Below are 17,820 nucleotides of genomic sequence, written 5' to 3'. Positions count from 1 at the left end.
CTGATCAATGTTTACTTCTAATTTCTCACGCCGCGACTTCCTGACTCGGAACTCCCATGGATTCGGCGCAATGGCACTTTGGCATTTGCTTGCGCAAGAAGGCCATACATCCGCCTCTCAGACACACTTTAATCCTCGTGCGAAAAATGTGATCTTCATCTTCATGATGGGAGGTCCTTCACATATCGATCTATTCGACCCAAAACCAAAGATGGCTCCCTTGCATGGCGAGCCGATCCCAGAGTCGCTCGTGCAAGCTAAAAAGAGCGCTACCGGGGGAATACTCGAAAGAGTGATGGCCAGTCCCCGCAAATTTCAACGACAGGGACAAAGTGGAGTTGAGATTTCTGAACTGCTGCCACACACTGCGAAAATGGCAGACGAGATATGCCTCATTCGCTCGATGCACTGTGAGCAAAGCAATCACGATCCCGCACAATTATTGATGCACTGCGGTACGCCTCTGTTTGGTAATCCAAGCATTGGTTCGTGGGTCAACTACGGCCTTGGTAGTGCCTGCAAGAATCTACCAGGATATATGGTCCTCACATCGGATGATGGTCACGGCCTGGAAGGGGCTGGCAGTTCGCTTTGGTCCAGTGGGTTTATGCCTTCGACCTATCGTGGTGTCAGTTTTCGTAACTCCGGTGATCCTATCCTCTATCTCAAACGTCCAGATGGCATCAGTGCTTCAACACAACGCGCTCGACTTGACGTATTAAGTGATCTCAATCAAATGCATCAACAGTCTACAGGTGATACCGAGATTGCCTCACGCATTGCCTCCTATGAGATGGCCTTTCGTATGCAAAGCGCCGCCCCAGAGTTGCTCGATTTCAGTAAAGAGACTGCTACTACGAGAACCATGTATGGGGTTGATGCTAAAAAAACGCGATCCTTCGGCACGAACTGTCTCTTGGCACGTCGTATGGTGGAACGGGGCGTGCGTTTCGTGCATCTCGTCCATTCGACGTGGGACCATCACAGTTCGCTAGATAAGCGTCTGGAGCTCAATTGCGGTATGACGGACCTACCTGCCGGTGGTTTACTCAAAGATCTGAGACAACGTGGTTTGCTTGATGACACACTCGTCGTTTGGGCGGGTGAGTTTGGTCGAACCCCCATGGGTGAAGTCCGTCGTGGTAGCACTGCTGGTAAGGAAGGACGCGACCATCATCCGAATGCTTTCAGTCTCTGGATGGCGGGCGGTGGGTTGAAACGTGGTCACGTTCATGGACGTACTGATGACTTCGGTTTTAACATCGAAGAGAACCCTGTCCACGTTCATGATCTGCAGGCCACCATTCTCCATCTCCTGGGCGTCGATCACGAAAAGCTGACGTACCGCCACAGTGGTCGCGATTATCGTCTCACTGATGTGGCTGGAAATGTAGTGAAGGAAATCATTGCTTAAGTTGTGGATAGACTCAGAGTGATTTACAAATCACCTACAGTTTTTTTGCAAGAGAATGGATTGTCCAAATACTGTTCCGATTTCTGACCAGGAAAACGGGAATAGAAATCTGCTGCTGATAACATTGTTATCCATGTTTTTTTTGATAAATGAAAAGCTTTGCAGAAGAACTGCCGCCTGGCATCATCATTCCAATGACTTACCGCTGCTTGCGAAAGTCGGACGGTGTTTCCCCCGTGTGTTTTCGAAATGTCTGGCTAAAGTAGGTAGGTGAAGAAAATCCCAGCTTGCTGCTTATCTGATCGATAGTCAGATTAGGATCACAGAGCAGTCGTTTGGCTTGCCAGATTTTGAGTTCGTTGAAGTAGGTCATGATCCCGCAACCAAATGTGGTTCGAAAAACTTCTTTGGCTTGTGTAGCGCCCACATGAACTGCTGCAGCCACGTCAGCAATTGTTAATCGGTCATTCACTCGACTGAGCAATAGACGCCGAATCTGCTGAGCCACGTCATGTTCCGCGTCATTACCCGAGTCTGGAGACAGACGTTCGAGAACAATCGATAAAAATGTCCACAGTCGCCCGGTCACTCCCAGCTTTTTCCAGGGACGCTCAATCGTAAGCTGGTCAGCAATTTGCCAGAAAGCATGTTGCAGGTCCGGATCACCCGAGGAACTGAAACAATGAACGTCTTGAACTAACTGTCTTAACTCACCACAGGCTTCAACAACACCCGAACTGGCTGACCAGCTGCCTGGGTGATCGGTATCAATCAGAAACGAAAGCGTTGCTGCTGTGTGTGTCCCAGAATTCGACCAGAAGTGATGAGTTCCAGGAGCAAGAATGCAGAAGTCGCCAGCATCGAGTGTGTAATCACCAATAGAAGTCTTTAATGTAAGTGGGCCTTGAAGGCTTCCATGCATCGCCATAATGGAGTGACTGTGTTTTTGAGTGATTGTACCCGCAGGAAAGTGTCCCGACCGGAAATGGACAAACGGTCGTGGCACAGGAAGTGAGTATGCTAAATAGCTCTTGTCGACGTCTATCAAGAAATCTGCGCGATTTGAAGATTCTTTTTGCGATCCAGAAACGCGTGTTTTCTTCATTGTGGTGTGCCTGGGTATTTTATCTCTCGTCCGATTTCAACTGACATTCGGCTGATTCTGATTTCACAGCATATACTGAGCAGACCTAGAATAACATTCTGTTACAACTTTAAGTATATCAGCTTCCAGAGGACTCCGAAATGCGCTGGATTGTTTTAACTATTACCATTCTGATTTGCAATTGCGTAACCTCACCATTCATTCGAGCTGACGGAATTAAGCAGAACCCTATCTTTCCCGACAATGTGAAACTGGAATTGCTATTTACTCGTCAAGCAAAAATCAACAGCGGCTTGACGGAAGGACCTGCAGTCGCCCCCGATGGGAGCATTTATTTTACCGATATGCCTTTTGGGAAAGCGGATAATGGTATGATTCTCCGCTTTGATCCCAAAACACAGCGAACAACAGTATTCACGAATAACAGTGGTAAATCAAACGGACTGGCCTTCGATACAAATGGATTCCTGATTTCATGTGATGGAGCAGACGGAGGCGGTCGACGTCTGATTCGCTGGGATTTAAAAACAGGCAAAGGCACAACTCTCGTTGATCGCTTTCATGGAAAACGCTTCAATGCACCCAATGATCTGTGTATCGATTCACAAGGTCGAATCTTTTTCACAGATCCCCGCTATATTGGTGATGAACCACGGGAACTTCAATATCGTGCGGTATATCGTCTCAACAAGGATTTAAGCATCGTCGAAATCACACGCGATGTGGAAAAACCAAATGGCATCACACTCAGCCCGGATGAACGGACCCTTTACGTGGGAGACCATAATAACGGCAGTGATGGAATCAACGTTGCCCCCAATGCCCCACCACCGACCAAAGGTGCGATGAAGGTTTATGAATTTCCACTCGACAAAAACGGATTTGTTTCGGGATCGCGACGCACTCTCGTCGACTTCGGCAAGCAAGCCGGATGTGATGGAATGACTGTGGATTCACAAGGCAATCTATATCTTACGTGTCGAAGTCTCAAAAAGCCCGGACTGATGGTCATTGATCCGCATGGAAAGGAACTTGCATTTCTACCAACCGGACCGACCAACCAGAGCGGTGAGTTTGAAGACTGGAAAGGCATCCCCAGTAATGTCGAGTTTGGTATCGGTAATGAGAAAAATGTCTTATATGTAACAATTGACAAGAGTCTGTATCGCGTGCGAGTAAAAACAGAAGGGCATCACCCTACACTGCGGAGAAAACAATGACGATTGACACATCCATGGACCAAAATGGCGCGACAGTTGAAGTCGGCGAGAATGCGTTCCGCTATCGGGTCGCAACGAAGTGGCCAACATTACCCCCAGATTTGGATCTGGTCGAAGTCACTGCGGTCGCGACGGATTCACAGGACCGAGTCTATGTGTTTAACAGAGGCATACATCCAGTTGCCATCTTTAGCCCGGAAGGTGAATTCATCGATTCCTGGGGTCAAGAAGCTTTTGCGCGAGCACATGGAATCACGATTGGCTCGGATGACAAAGTTTACTGCGTTGATGATCTGGACCATACAGTGAAACAATTTTCGACGGATGGCCAGTTGCTGATGACATTGGGAACCAGCGGACTTTACTCTGACACCGGTGCGACCAGCGTCGATTACCGAAACATTCAACGTGTCGGTCCCCCATTCAATTTCCCAACTAACTTGGCTATCTCTCCCAGCGGTGACCTTTATATCGCCGATGGCTATGGTAACGCACGGATTCATCATTTTTCCGCTGATGGTAAATTGTTACTCTCCTGGGGAGAACCCGGTGACGGCCCCGGGCAGTTTCACATCCCACATGGGATCGCCATCGATCGCAATGAAAATGTTTATGTTGCCGATCGAGAGAACAGTCGCATTCAGATCTTTACGGCCGATGGTCAATACAAGGATGAATGGAATGATGTCGCCAGACCATGTGAAGTTTTTATCGATGACGATTCCAACGTGTATGTTGCCGAACTTGGTTTTCGTGCGGGAATGTGGTCAGGCACACATCCACCAACTCCGAATGCCACCGGTGGGCGAATGAGTATCTTTAATTTAAGAGGAGAGCTACAGTGCCGCTGGGGAGGTGGTGAGACTCCCTGCGCGCCCGGAGACTTCTTTGCCCCGCATGACGTTTGGGTTGACTCGCGCGGTGATGTTTATGTTAGCGAAGTGACGATGTCTGCGGGCGGCAATCGTGGACTTGTTTCCCCCAACTGTCATAGTCTCCAGAAATTCATTCATCAATCTAAAGAGGTTCCACAATGAAATTTCAACACGAACAGCTGATAGCACTCGCAGAAGAGATTTTCACAGAGGCAGGTTGTCAGTGCAATGTAGCACATAAAGTCGGTAGACGCCTCGTTGAGGCGAACTTGGTCGGACACGATTCGCATGGAGTGATTCGAATACCTTCATACGTGGACTGGTTACGCGATGGCAAAGTTCTTGCGAACCAGTCTATTCGAATTATCTCTGAAAATGATGTGGTTGCCGTTGTCGATGGGCAATTTGGCCTCGGACAAATCATTGGTGAAGAAGCAATTCAACTTGGTATCGACAAAGCATCTCAATACGGAGTCTCCGTCATCGCCTTGAGAAATTCAGGTCATCTCGGACGCATTGGCGACTGGGCGGAGATGGCGGCAGATGCTGGCATGCTCTCATTACATTTTGTCAACACCAGTGGTGCAGGGATGTTGGTTGCTCCCTTCGGTGGAATTGACCGTCGGCTCTCTGCGAATCCCTTCACTGCAGGCGTACCTACCGGAAACAGCAAACAGATCATCCTCGATATGTCAGCGTGTACGGTCGCAGAAGGGAAAATTCGTGTCGCACTTAACCAGGGAATAATGGTTGAAGATGGTTGTTTGATTGATTCGGCAGGAAATCTGACCAACGACCCCAGATGCTTTTATGGAGATCCTCCTGGTGCGATTCTTCCAATCGCCGGCCATAAAGGCTCCGGCCTTTCACTGGTTATAGAAATGCTCGCGGGCGCACTCACTGGCAGTTCCTGCACAAATCCGGAAAATGCTTCGCGCGTAGCCAATGGTATGTTGTCCGTAATCATTGACCGTCGTTTCTTTGGATCTGATAATGAATTCTTTCCAGAAGTAGAGCGTTTTATATCATTCGTGAAGAGTTCACGAACCATCAACGACAATGGTGAAATTCTTATGCCAGGCGAACTGGAACAGCGCACCAAAGCCCAGCGTTTAGAACAGGGAATCGAATTGGATGAGATCACCTGGAAACAGATCTGTACCACTTGTCGATCACTCAATATCGAGCATGGTTTTATTGAGTCCAACGAGACAAATCCAGCATTCCATGACAGTCAGATTTCCATTCCGGGCTGTGAACCAGTTTCGAGCAAGTCGGGGAGTCGAGATGAAGGATAGAACGCTACAACAGGAACGCCTGGAAGCCATTATCTCAAGTAGTGAGTCAGCAACCGTTCCCTTGGCTGATGGTGTTGAGCTCAGGCCTCTCGTTTCGAGCACTCTGGGAGCACGAGGACTTTCCACGGGGATTGTTACTTTTCAATCGGATGCGATGCTTCCCGCTCATCGTCACCCAGTCAGCGAAGTCATAATACCGATTACAGGGAAAATTCATGTCATTGTTGAAGGACGACGTTACAAGATTGGTCGGTATGATGCTTTCCATGTGCCAGCGGGCGTAGCACATTGGGTTCAAAATGATTTGAGTGAACTGCCTGTTTCCTGCTTCAGCGCGTTCGCCAGCGAGGAGCCAAAACGCGAATGGGTAGAAACCAGTTTTATAAACAAAGATTGTACTGAAACCGATTCCTCTGTAATGGAAGACTTAATCCGGTTTGAGTCTGCCCCTGATTATGAATTAGCACAAAACGCGCTCTTTCGCGATCTGTTTGCTGGCCGGTTTGGATCACGGGGTATTTGTGGTGGTTATGGTATTTTCCAACCCGGAGCTTCGCTACCCTGCCATATCCATGGTTTTGATGAATCGATTACAATCGTCGAAGGGACGGCCGTTTGTCAGGTAGCGGGACGTGAATATGAACTGTCAAATTGTGATACAGCTTGTATCCCTGAAGGACGACCCCACCGATTTATCAATCGTTCGGATCGAACGATGGCAATGATCTGGGTCTACGCCGGTGATGAGCCAGATCGAACGGTATTAGAGCAGTGTTGTTGCGAAGAATCATTCATCAAACAAGCTTGTGAGTCAGACAATTAGAAAAGGACATGATGAATTCAGATTCTCATCAACAACAGAAATCAATGCGATTCGGGAACCTTGCTCACTGGGACGAAAGCGATTTGCCTGCACCACCACCGTTCTCGGTACGCAACCTGTTCAGTACAATTGGGCCGGGAGCGATATTGCTTACCGGGTCAATTGGCGGCGGTGAGTGGCTCATCGGTCCTACCATTACGGTGAAGTATGGTATGGACATTCTCTGGATCGCAACTGTCGCTATCGTATTGCAACTTCTCTTTAATCTGGAAGCCATTCGTTACACGTTATACACGGGCGAGCCAATTCTGGTGGGAATTATGCGACTGCGACCGGGTTCTAAATTTTGGGCCTCTGGTTACATCTTCGCCACGATTGCTCAACTAGGTGTCCCGGCATTGGCCGCGGCTTGTGCTTCGGTGCTTTTTGCCTCTTTTGCAGGTCGCATGGCCGGTGATGGGGATACAACCATTCTCCACTACCTTACTTACACGGTGATTTTAATAACCGTCGGCATTCTGCTCTCTGGCAAAACTATTGAACGCATGTTGGAATATTTTTCATGGATCATGATTTCATTCATTTTTTCGTTCCTCACTCTCGTCAATGTATTATTTGTACCCTTTGAGCATTGGATGAAGACACTCACAGGATTCTTCCAGTTCGGAAGTCTGCCGGCTGACGTTGATCTGTTATTACTGGCGACCTTTGCCGCAACGGCTGGTTCCGGAGGCATTGGAAACCTGGTGATCACAAACTGGTATCGTGACAAGGGATTTGGAATGGGGGCCAAAGTCGGATCAATTACGAGCGCTTTCAGTCACAGTGAAATGAAGCTCTCTCCCGTCGGTAAGGTATTTCCCATCAATAAAGAGAATCTTCAAAACTGGAAATCCTGGTGGAAATATGTCTCAGCCGATCAGGTCTGGTTGTGGGGCATGGGATGTCTTGTCGGAATGTTTCTGAATGTGAATCTGGCGACGGCGGTGATTCCCGAAAATACGAATATGGATCATATGGCTGCCGGAGCGTTTCAGGCACGCTACATGGCAGATCAGCTTTGGAGCGGATTCTGGATTCTGGCTCTCTTGAACGGATTCTGGGTTTTGATGTCAACTCATTTGAGTAACACGGACGTCCTGATTAGAACGGTTACAGACATCGTCTGGGTGGCGAGTCCCCACCTGCGTGAGCGTCGCAAGATGAGCGTCAGTCGTCTCTATTACTCTTTTCTGGCAATCGCGACTGTCTGGGGCCTCTTTGCCGTCCACTGGGGGCATGCCATTACCTTGTTTAAAATCCTGGGTGCGATTGCTGGCCCGGTCCTAGCAATTGCCGCCATTCAAATCTTGATCTTGAATACAAAACTCCTGCCTCTGGAGTTACGCCCCCCCATTTGGCGTCGATGCGCTTTGGTGGTTTGTGCTCTTTGTTATGGATGTTTGTCTGCTGCACTCCTATGGAATTTGTTTTTGTAAGTGAATTGAGTAAATCTTTTTCGTATAATGAGATAGTTCGTAGAGCCTCGGAGAAGAATCATGATTGATAAACTGCTGGCATATTTAGATCGCCCGCTGTTTTTTCATCGTAATATGGTGATTAGTCAGACGATCACCCTCTGTTTATTTGCAATTAACACCAGTCACCTCACAGCCAGTGAAGATATAACAACCAGGAACAGCATTTTTTATGAAAGTGCTGTCAAATCAATTATTACTGAAAAATGTCTTCGTTGTCATAACTCAGAAACGAAAAAAGCGGGCCTTGATCTCAGTTCTCCGCAAGGCATTCAAAATGGAAGCGAATCGGGTCGTATTGTGCAAGCCGGAGATCCGGACGAAAGCCTCTTAATCGAAATGATCAACGCAGGCGAAATGCCACCAGATGAGAAAGACCATCTGAGTAAAAAAGAATTGAATGAGATTCGCAACTGGATTTCTGCTGGTGCGAAGTTTCGTGAAGCAGTTCAATCCAAACCTTCAGTGACACAACATGATATTATTCCCCTGCTACACTTACGATGCGTTGCCTGTCATGGAGGCCGACGGAAGGAAGCGGGACTCGATCTCAGAACAAAAGAGTCGATTTTAAAAGGTGGAAAATCAGGACCAGCAGTTGTTCCTGGTGAACCAGAAAAAAGTCTTCTCATCCAGCGTATCGCGTCAGGTGAGATGCCACCACGTCGAAAGTTGGTTTCAGTCAGTGTCAAACCCATGGAGGCGAATGAGCTGAAACGGCTCTCAAAATGGATTGCGCTCAAGCTTCCGGAAATAAATCATCCTTCGGTAGACGATAAAAATCAGTCCGATGCTCTTGTAACTGAGAAAGATCGCGAGTTTTGGTCGTTTCAGCCTCCCTCGAAGGTGAAGCCCCCTCAAGTGAAATACAGTAACCAGGTAAGAAATCCAATTGATGCCTTTATTCTACGAAAGCTGGAACAACGCGGACTCACTTTGTCTCCAGCAGCAAGTAAGAGAACAATGATACGCCGACTTTATTTCAATCTCACAGGTTTACCACCGACTCCCAATGAAGTTGAACATTTCATTAATGACACTGATCCTTTAGCATATGAAAGGCTGGTAGATCGATTATTGGCATCACCACGCTATGGAGAGCGCTGGGCACGTCATTGGCTTGACGTTGCAGGTTATGCAGATTCGGAAGGGGCTCAGAACGAGGATCGGTTACGTCCACATATCTATCGCTACCGTGACTATGTGATTCGCGCTTTCAACCAGGATAAGCCTTACTCACGCTTTCTGCTGGAGCAAATCGCAGGTGATGAACTGGTCGATTATCAAAGTAAAGAAGTGACACAAGAGGTCTATGACTGTCTCGTTGCGACAGGTTTTCTGAGAACTGCCCCAGATCGTACCTTTGCCAATATCACCAATTTTGTGCCTGACCGCCTCGAAGTCATTTCTGACGAAATGGAAATCCTGGGGTCGGCAGTCATGGGATTGACCATCAAATGTGCACGTTGTCATTCGCATAAGTTCGATCCCATAGCTCAACGAGACTATTACCGTCTGACAGCCATCTTTAAAGAGGCTTACGATGAACATGACTGGCTGAAATCACAAGGACCACGCACCTTACCGCACGTGACATCTGAAGAACGACGTCATTATGAAAAGCATAACCAGCTCATCACAGCCGATATTGAACGACTTAAACAAAAATTAAAGGAACGGACAGCAAGAGCATTAAAAACACAGCGAGAGAAAGGCATTCAATCACTTCCTGAATCGGAGCGTGAAACAATCTTAATTGCGTTTTCCACTAAAGCGTCTCAACAGACTGATGAGCAAAAGATACTTTTGAAAAAGCATAAAAGACTGTTAACTCCTTCTCCTGATGAATTAAAAAAACTGGATCAGGAATATAAAAAGAAATCTGATGATCTCCAAAATCAGATGAAGGTTCTCAAATCAAAATTGAAGCAGGAGCCTCGTATTCGAGCACTTTGGTCGCGTGGAAGTCCCTCTCCTACCTATATTTTGAAACGAGGGAATTACCTCACTCCAGGACGCCTGGTTAAACCTGGAGTACCAGAAGTCCTTATTCAAAAGGCTAATCCATTCAGTTCCCTCATACCTGAGAATAATCGGAAACCCATTCGTCGTCGACTCGCTTTTGCGAAGTGGTTAACTCGATCCGATAACCCATTGACGGCGCGAGTTATGGTGAACCGTATCTGGTTGCATCATTTCGGGAGGGGCATTGTCAACACACCAGGCAATTTTGGACGCGCTGGAGAAAAACCGTCCCACCCAGAATTATTGGACTGGCTGGCCAACGAGTTTGTACGTCAAAACTGGAGTCTTAAATCCCTGCACCGCTTAATTGTCACTTCAAACACGTATCGACAAAATTCTTCGATCACAAAGAAAGCATTACAACGAGATCCCGATGGAAGCCTCTTGTCAAGAATGCCCTTGCAGCGCATGGAAGCCGAGGTTCTCAGGGACACTCTGCTTTATCTTTCCGGTCAATTAGACGAAACTCCTTTTGGTCCCGCGGACCCGGTCGAAGTTCGTTCTGATGGTCTGGTAACATCAAAGCGGACTCAAAAGGGGTGGAGAAGAAGCGTTTATATTCGACAACGTCGTACACAAATCCCAACCCTTCTGGAAAATTTTGACTACCCGCAAATGGGACCAAACTGTATCAACCGCGGCGAGTCACTTGTGGCGCCACAAGCGTTGCACTTAATGAATGATAAAATGGTTTATCAATTAGCGATAGATTTTGCCTCTCAAATTCAAGCTGAAGTTGGACCAGTTCCAGAAGCACAAATTGTCCAGATTTATCGAAAAGCTTTCAGTCGGAATCCCACCGCAGAAGAAAAAACCATAGCAGTCGACATAATGCAACAAATGACAAAAACATGGCAAGATTCAAATTATCAGCAAAAAGATCAAATTCCACCCGCACAAAAGGCACTGATTAATTATTGTCATGTCGTCTTCAATCTGGCCGAGTTTCAGTACATCGATTGAATCAGGATACCGATTTGGAGATTCATATAAAATTAAGAGCCATCGCATGAAAGATCATTACTCTTCGCAAAAGAACATACCGAGACGCCATTTTTTTCAGCAAGTCTCTACAGGAATCCAAGGGGCCGCTTTGACCTGGCTCCTTAGTCAGGATTTGTATGCGGATTCAAAAACTCCGACTCATAAAGAGACACCTACACTCGGACCTCACCACAAACCGCGAGCCAAGTCAGTGATTCATTTATTCATGAACGGGGGACCGAGTCAAATGGACTTGTTTGATCCCAAGCCGTTTCTGGATAAACATCATGGGAAGGAGCATTTTGATAAAATTGCAGGAGAAGTCGAATTCCCTGAACGAGCTGGTGCCTTAATGAAGAGTCCCTTCAAATTTGCTCAGCATGGTGAATCCGGCATGTGGGTATCTGATGTTATGCCGCATCTGGCGAAGCAAGTTGATGAAATCACCATGATTCGTTCGATGTTCACAACCAATTTGACACACGAACCTGCACTTTACAAAATTCAGTCAGGCAGCGAATTTACAGGACATCCGGCATTGGGAGCCTGGGTCTCTTACGGATTGGGAAGTGAAAATAAAAACCTGCCTGCGTATGTTGTTTTAGATGATCCACTCGGATTACCTGTCAACGGAATCGAAAACTGGCAATCCGGCTTTCTACCTGCGCAACATCAGGGAACTCGTTTTCGTGCGACTGGCTCTCCGGTCTTGAATCTGAAACCGGGCTACGATCAACCCGAAGCGGTCTCAAAACTCGAACGCGATTTGATCTCACGCCTGGATCAAATTCATCAACGAAAACGATCGCATTATCGTCAACTGGAATCTCGTTTATCAACTTATGCATTGGCTGCGCGAATGCAAATTTCAGCTTCTGACGCGCTCGACCTTTCTCAGGAAACAGAAGAAACACAAAAGAGGTATGGCATTGATCAAAAAGTGACCGAATCATATGGTCGCAGATGTCTGATCGCACGCCGTCTCGTTGAGAGAGGCGTCCGCTTCGTGCAATTATTTATCAATAGCCAAATTTGGGATACTCACAGTGCGATCGCGACAAATTTGAAAACTGCCTGTCAGCGAACAGATCAACCGGTTGCTGCCTTATTGCAAGATTTGAAACAGCGCGGTTTATTAGATGACACCCTTGTCATGTGGGGTGGTGAAATGGGGCGTTTGCCCATTGCACAATTGACTGCGGATAAAGATGAACGAAAATCGGGTCGCGATCATAACAAGAATGCTCTGTGTACCTGGATGGCAGGTGGAGGTGTCAAGAAAGGTATGGTTCTGGGAGAAACTGACGAACTGGGCTTTGCCGCCGTGGAAAACCGCGTCAGTGTACCAGACTGGCATGCGACCATGTTACATCTGCTCGGACTAAACCACGAAGAGCTCTTCATCCCCCGGAATGGATTGAATGAACGCCTGACAGGTGTCGGAAACAGTCCAAGAATCGTCAAGGAAATTCTCGCCTGACATGCATTTTCAGGAGCAATGTGAACTATTACAATCAATAGATCATTTATGAATCGGTAATAAATACCGGTATGGATTCATTAGTGCTGATCTTGAATTTCATTGATCCAGAAATGAAAGGCGACTCTGTTGACAACAACTCCTGATAAAGAATCCGTATTTCTTGTGAGTGGATTACTTCAAACCGAACGACAATCCGATGGCTGCCGCAAGCTGTTACGCGAACTCACAGTCAATGTGCGAGACAAAGTCATTACTGTCCCGGAAAATTTCATTACCGATTTTAGTTCCATCCCCTGGTTTGGTCGTATTCTTGTTCGCTGGTCCAAGGTAGATATCGCAGGAGTTGTACATGACAGGCTCTATGCCACCGGTGAATACACACGCTGTGAATCCGACACGGTCTGGCGTTTGACAGCACTCGCTGGCGAATGCCATGCTAATCTTTTTCAGGCATGGATAGGTTGGTTCTTTTTAAGAATTGGTGGTTGGATTGCCTGGAATCGTTCCAGAAAAAAACGAGCCAAGCATTAAAACCATATCTATCATTTAAATTTCTGGAGTTGAGTTCAGCGTTTTCATCTTCCACCAGACTAAAACCACTGAAGGTAATTTATCATCACTCGCCATTCCCTCCACAACGATGAGCCTATCACCTCTCAAACGATAAATACATAGCTGAGGTTTCTTCTGCTTAACGCCTTTCTTCCGACCTTCTAAAATCTCCAGGTCGTAGTAGATGAAAAGATTCAAATCGTCCATACGTTGCAGCCGAAATTTCGCTTGCTGGGAAAGTATTAACTTGCCGTGTCGATCATAGGCTTTAACTTTTGCCATCTTCTGTGATAGCTCCTGCTCAATTCGAACGGGGGATCCTTTTCCATCTTTGGCCATCCGAAACCATTTCCCTTCCACAATCTGGTAATCTTCTTCTGGTGCAGGTTCTGCAGAAAATGTCGTTGTACCTCCCCAAATGAGAAATAGAACCAGTAATGCCACTTGTTTCACTTCGATCTCCTTCTCTAGTGAGATAAGTTGAGATTCCTCAGTTAGTTCGAACTTAGAAAGAATTCAAACTCGCAGATTCGCGCTAATTCTAGTATTTGAATCGAGATAGTAAAATAGTATTTTCTAGATCAGAATACATTCACTATCATGCTAGCCATCAATCTTTACCAAATTGATCTTTCGACACCTGTTCTTTAACCAGCATTCATTTGATGCAATATACGAACCGTCTCATCGGCTCCTTTGGTGGGCTTGAGAGCGGTGGCAGCGATACCGGAAACCACTTTCGTAATGTTGTGATCGACCTTGCCTGATTGTCCCCAGACAGAACCGGGAGGGGATGTCATATAAACAGAAAACGTATGATGTCCCGTGCCGGGGCGCTCGCCGATGATGTGAAGAATCGCACGATTCCCTGAAAGACCGCCGAAGAGCAATTCACCAATTCGATATCCCGCACGAACACGTCCCGACTTGATGATGATGTTACGCTTTGAGGGATGGTAACCCGCTGCTAGCAACTGCTGTCTTAGTTCCTTAAGGAACGGTTCCAGATGTCCTTCGTCCATAATCGACAGTGCATTCAATCCATCGGAGATCACCACTTGCACATCAAATTTTTCATCATAACTGTTTCGTAGTTGTCGAATCATTTTTGTAGCGGCTTTGGAAAGCTGTTCCCCCGTTGTCGGATGCAAAATGTATTCGAGGCGATCATTTGACTGGGTTGTTAAAGGGACCGCTTCAGGCACACTGGAAATAAAGTCGGAAGTGAGTTCTGCCCAGATACTCTTTTTAGCATCATGATAAATCTGATCAATTTCGACTTTCAGTGAAGGTTCCAACTCCGAATGCTTTTCCCCATACCCCTCTGCGATGAAGACGCCGCGGCCCCGGACTTCTGATAATTTTTGACGACCTTCTTTTAAAATTGCCCGGTTGGTACGAGAATCTCCTTTTTTTCGGCGGTACTGCAAGTATACCCAAGTAGGATCACCAAAGTGCTCGGTTGGTTTTCCACTCGCGTCAATCACAGCCAGCTTCTGAAAGAAGCCCCACATTTTGTTATTCACACGATAGCCGAATTTCTCTCGCATGCGGACATGGTCCTGAAAACCGGTCGTAAGATAACCCAGCATAGGGTCGATCTTCGTTGGCAACGCCATCAGATACGCCGGATTCGCAGGCATGATCTGATCCAGGCACCAGTCTAAATCATCGAGCGACACGTCCATATGCAATGTGGAACAGACATCAAGTCCGATTGTCAAGCCATGCAGCTTACCCATGATGATGTCTTCCAGACAACAACGGACGAGTTGTTCACGTGTCCGAAATACTTCCGGTCCGATAAACCCTGCCACATCGTTGAGATGCACCCAGGGAGCAGATTCTTTACCGGCAGACTTTTGAGCCGCGGCAACATCTTGAGTCAGAGCACGTGCAAAACCATATTTGCGAGATTCGTGCAGTACCATATCAAAGCCATGACTATGACCGTTGGTAAAGTCTGCCCCCTGACCCGTTTCAAAATACAAACCATATTGCCCCGTCCGCGAGCGTGCGTAGTCACGCATCTTTTTGACACTGATGTCAAATGTTTCGTTGGCGTCATCACTACCTGCGATACTTTGGAACCAAAGAGCCGTACTGCCTGGGTTTTGTCGCTCGACTTCTGCTTGAACGTCAATATGTGATAGCACACAATGCGGCATAATATCTGCCACACCAAATGTCACAAGGATATCCTTCAACACCAATTCCACAGCCTCAACCGACTCAGGCGTGCTGGAAACAGGATTTGTTCCCAGTAGAACATCTCCTACTGCATACGACCATCCGTCAAGGACTTGCCAGAAGATGTCATCTAAATTGTCCGTCGGTGAATTTGGTTGCAATCGTGCGCCCAAATAACCTCGCGCACCGATCTGACTACCCGGCAGGGAATTGAAGACTTTGGAACCAACGATAATCAATTCTCCATTAGTCATCAGCTTCACAACAGAGCCAATGACATCACTGGAGAGACCACTCGTAACTTTTTTGATGGTCGCCTCATCTTCAGTGAGTAACAGTTGTTTTAAAGCTCCAAGTGTCAGATTTGCTGAACGTTCCTTTAAAGTAGAACTCTGCCGGTTTGTTATCAGTTGATGAAGTTTATCTTTGAAGACAGGATGTGCGTTGATATCAACAATACGAGTCGCCGCTAACAATGCACGGGCATTCTTGCGAGATTCTTCGTCAGTCGCAGCCACGCCAATGATCTGATCACCCTCTTTGAATGCATTAGCCGCACCAAGAATTTCGCGGTAAAGTTGTAGATCGAATCCACCTTTGACGCGTTGGATGTACGCAAAAACATCCTCGCCCTCATGAATCTCAGAAATGGACACACCACTGGCATTTGTCTCTTCTGCAGCCACTCTCTTTGCTTGTGACAAAGAAAGTGTTAGAGCAAACGGGCTATACATCATCGCCTGAACGAAATCGCGTCGATTCAACGGCATGGCTCAGTTTCCTTTTTACGAAACTTTGAACTCAATCAGCCGGGATCAGCGCCGCCCGACTGGACAATCAAGATCATACCATCGGTTCATGAGGAAATTCAAGATGTTCGCATCACGGCATATGATGTATCAACTCAAAATGCCATGTATTACATGACCATGCACGTCGGTCAGACGGCGATCAATGCCAGCTGTGCGGTACGTCAGCCGTTTGTGGTCGATGCCCAGTAAGTGCAGAATCGTGGCATGAAGATCATAACAATAGGTCTTATCTTCAGCGGTCTGATAACCAAGATCATCACTTTTACCATGACTTGCCCCCGCTTTGATTCCGGCGCCTGCCAGCCAGGTAACAAACGTGCCTCGATTATGATCACGCCCCTGGCTTCCCTGGGCAAAAGGGGTGCGACCGAATTCCGTCGTCCAGATAATGAGTGTATCATCAAGTAACCCACGCGACTTCATATCTTGAAAGAGAGCGGCAATGGGTTGATCGACACTATTCGCGATCGCAGGCAACTCCGTTTGGATATTGCCGTGGTTGTCCCAGTTATTGACCGCCCCCTGTGGACCGCTCCAGACTTGAACAAAGCGTGTGCCCCGTTCCAGCAAACGTCTTGCCAGTAGACAACGTTTGCCAAAATCTTCCGTCACTTTCTGATCCAGTCCGTAGGCGTTCTGTGTCTCTTTTGATTCCCGAGTGAGATCGAACGCTTCGGGTGCACTCAGTTGCATCTTCGCAGCGAGTTCACCCGCGGCAATTCGTGCTTCCAATCGTGAATCATCCGGGCGAGTTTCCGCATGCCGTCGATTAAACTGTTGCAATAATGCAAAAGTATCCTTATCGGCAGCATCTCGCGCGAACGTGTATTTCGGATCTGCAAATAGATTCGGAATCGGTGTTTTGCTTGCCGCATTGACGAGAGTTCCCTGATGTTTAGCGGGCAGGAAGCCACCACTAAAATTTCCTTTTTGATTATAAGGCAGACCACGCACATCTGGCAGCACTACGAACGCTGGTAGATTGTCGGAAAGGTTGCCAAGGGCGTAGGAAATCCAGGCCCCCATACAGGGAAACCCTGGCAACATAAAGCCGGTATTCATCATGTAACTGGCTGGTCCATGCACGTTGGTCTTGGTGGTCATCGCCATCAAAAACGCTAACTCGTCGACAATTTTCGCCTGATGGGGAAAGACCGAACTGACCCAACGGCCGGTTTCACCATGTTGAGCAAATTTGAAAGGACTCTTCATCACGGCACCAGCGGCCGCAGTAAAACCTTCCGGTTTCTCTTTCGGTCCCAGTTTCTGTCCATGAAGACGTTTCAATTCGGGCTTAAAATCAAACGTGTCCATGGGACTGGCGCCGCCGTTCATAAACAGCTGAATAACACGCCGTGCTTTCGCCGGATGGTGCAAGCCACCGTTCATTTTCGTTGTCGAAGCCGCCGGAGCTGATTTGTGTGCCAACCAGTGAACCAATACCGCAGCACCAAAACTACCGCCTGACTGCATAAGAAGCTCACGCCGCGAAAGATGATGATTGATTAAGTTTGACATTGTT

Annotated in this window: 13 protein-coding genes; 9 read left to right on the top strand and 4 right to left on the bottom strand. The window is 47.3% G+C overall.

Annotated elements, in window-relative coordinates; translation table 11 throughout:
* The first annotated feature begins 7 nt into the window (after positions 1-7).
* Positions 8-1,414: a DUF1501 domain-containing protein gene (locus tag V144x_RS12630; RefSeq protein WP_144985513.1), complete on the top strand. Its 1,407-nt coding sequence runs from the start codon at positions 8-10 to the stop codon at positions 1,412-1,414.
* Positions 1,415-1,613: 199 nt separating this feature from the next.
* Here the strand turns inward: V144x_RS12630 and V144x_RS12625 are convergent, their stop codons facing one another.
* Positions 1,614-2,519 carry a helix-turn-helix domain-containing protein gene (locus V144x_RS12625; protein WP_144985512.1) on the bottom strand — a complete coding sequence of 302 codons (906 nt, stop codon included), beginning with the start codon at positions 2,517-2,519 and terminating at the stop codon, positions 1,614-1,616.
* A 140-nt stretch (positions 2,520-2,659) separates the two neighbouring features.
* Here V144x_RS12625 and V144x_RS12620 point away from each other — a divergent pair, with 140 nt between their 5' ends.
* From V144x_RS12620 to V144x_RS12585, 8 genes are all read left to right on the top strand, one after another.
* Positions 2,660-3,739, top strand: a complete 1,080-nt coding sequence (locus tag V144x_RS12620; protein WP_144985511.1) for an SMP-30/gluconolactonase/LRE family protein — start codon at positions 2,660-2,662, stop codon at positions 3,737-3,739.
* Positions 3,736-4,776, top strand: coding sequence for a peptidyl-alpha-hydroxyglycine alpha-amidating lyase family protein (locus V144x_RS12615; RefSeq protein WP_232102804.1), 1,041 nt, complete (start codon positions 3,736-3,738; stop codon positions 4,774-4,776). Before V144x_RS12620 ends, V144x_RS12615 begins: the two co-directional genes overlap by 4 nt.
* Positions 4,773-5,912, top strand: coding sequence for a malate/lactate/ureidoglycolate dehydrogenase (locus V144x_RS12610; protein ID WP_144985510.1), 1,140 nt, complete (start codon positions 4,773-4,775; stop codon positions 5,910-5,912). The genes V144x_RS12615 and V144x_RS12610 overlap by 4 nt, the downstream gene beginning before the upstream one ends.
* The gene (locus tag V144x_RS12605) at positions 5,902-6,735 is read left to right on the top strand and encodes a cupin domain-containing protein (protein WP_197998901.1); all 834 of its coding nucleotides are present in this window, start codon (positions 5,902-5,904) and stop codon (positions 6,733-6,735) included. Before V144x_RS12610 ends, V144x_RS12605 begins: the two co-directional genes overlap by 11 nt.
* Positions 6,736-6,743: 8 nt before the next feature.
* Positions 6,744-8,213 carry an Nramp family divalent metal transporter gene (locus V144x_RS12600; RefSeq protein WP_232102803.1) on the top strand — a complete coding sequence of 490 codons (1,470 nt, stop codon included), beginning with the start codon at positions 6,744-6,746 and terminating at the stop codon, positions 8,211-8,213.
* 60 nt (positions 8,214-8,273) lie between these two features.
* A complete protein-coding gene (locus V144x_RS12595; protein ID WP_144985508.1) occupies positions 8,274-11,240 on the top strand; it encodes a PSD1 and planctomycete cytochrome C domain-containing protein in 2,967 nt (988 codons plus the stop codon).
* Positions 11,241-11,286: 46 nt separating this feature from the next.
* On the top strand, positions 11,287-12,741 hold the full coding sequence (locus V144x_RS12590) for a DUF1501 domain-containing protein (protein ID WP_144985507.1): 1,455 nt from the start codon (positions 11,287-11,289) through the stop codon (positions 12,739-12,741).
* A 129-nt stretch (positions 12,742-12,870) separates the two neighbouring features.
* Positions 12,871-13,275 carry a DUF1353 domain-containing protein gene (locus V144x_RS12585; RefSeq protein WP_197998900.1) on the top strand — a complete coding sequence of 135 codons (405 nt, stop codon included), beginning with the start codon at positions 12,871-12,873 and terminating at the stop codon, positions 13,273-13,275.
* Positions 13,276-13,290: 15 nt separating this feature from the next.
* Here V144x_RS12585 and V144x_RS12580 read toward each other — a convergent pair whose 3' ends face one another.
* From V144x_RS12580 to V144x_RS12570, 3 genes are all read right to left on the bottom strand, one after another.
* Positions 13,291-13,749 carry a hypothetical protein gene (locus V144x_RS12580; protein ID WP_144985505.1) on the bottom strand — a complete coding sequence of 153 codons (459 nt, stop codon included), beginning with the start codon at positions 13,747-13,749 and terminating at the stop codon, positions 13,291-13,293.
* 194 nt (positions 13,750-13,943) lie between these two features.
* Positions 13,944-16,256 (bottom strand): ethanolamine ammonia-lyase subunit EutB, encoded by a 2,313-nt coding sequence (eutB, locus tag V144x_RS12575; protein WP_232102802.1) that lies wholly within the window; start codon positions 16,254-16,256, stop codon positions 13,944-13,946.
* A gap of 129 nt (positions 16,257-16,385) precedes the next feature.
* On the bottom strand, positions 16,386-17,816 hold the full coding sequence (locus tag V144x_RS12570; RefSeq protein WP_144985504.1) for a DUF1501 domain-containing protein: 1,431 nt from the start codon (positions 17,814-17,816) through the stop codon (positions 16,386-16,388).
* Positions 17,817-17,820 lie beyond the last annotated feature (4 nt).

The organism is Gimesia aquarii, from assembly GCF_007748195.1.
GTDB lineage: Bacteria > Planctomycetota > Planctomycetia > Planctomycetales > Planctomycetaceae > Gimesia > Gimesia aquarii.
The sequence above is the reverse complement of the archived record's forward strand: the minus strand, read 5'-3'. Positions and strand labels throughout refer to the sequence as shown.

Bases quoted from the DNA above. Each gene is read 5' to 3' on its own strand.
- V144x_RS12595 (WP_144985508.1), top strand. From the start codon at position 8,274: ATGATTGATAAACTGCTGGCATATTTAGATCGCCCGCTGTTTTTTCAT.
- V144x_RS12615 (WP_232102804.1), top strand. From the start codon at position 3,736: ATGACGATTGACACATCCATGGACCAAAATGGCGCGACAGTTGAAGTC.
- V144x_RS12630 (WP_144985513.1), top strand. From the start codon at position 8: ATGTTTACTTCTAATTTCTCACGCCGCGACTTCCTGACTCGGAACTCC.
- V144x_RS12600 (WP_232102803.1), top strand. From the start codon at position 6,744: ATGATGAATTCAGATTCTCATCAACAACAGAAATCAATGCGATTCGGG.
- V144x_RS12625 (WP_144985512.1), bottom strand. From the start codon at position 2,519: ATGAAGAAAACACGCGTTTCTGGATCGCAAAAAGAATCTTCAAATCGC.
- V144x_RS12620 (WP_144985511.1), top strand. From the start codon at position 2,660: ATGCGCTGGATTGTTTTAACTATTACCATTCTGATTTGCAATTGCGTA.
- V144x_RS12605 (WP_197998901.1), top strand. From the start codon at position 5,902: ATGAAGGATAGAACGCTACAACAGGAACGCCTGGAAGCCATTATCTCA.
- eutB (WP_232102802.1), bottom strand. From the start codon at position 16,256: ATGCCGTTGAATCGACGCGATTTCGTTCAGGCGATGATGTATAGCCCG.
- V144x_RS12570 (WP_144985504.1), bottom strand. From the start codon at position 17,816: ATGTCAAACTTAATCAATCATCATCTTTCGCGGCGTGAGCTTCTTATG.
- V144x_RS12610 (WP_144985510.1), top strand. From the start codon at position 4,773: ATGAAATTTCAACACGAACAGCTGATAGCACTCGCAGAAGAGATTTTC.
- V144x_RS12590 (WP_144985507.1), top strand. From the start codon at position 11,287: ATGAAAGATCATTACTCTTCGCAAAAGAACATACCGAGACGCCATTTT.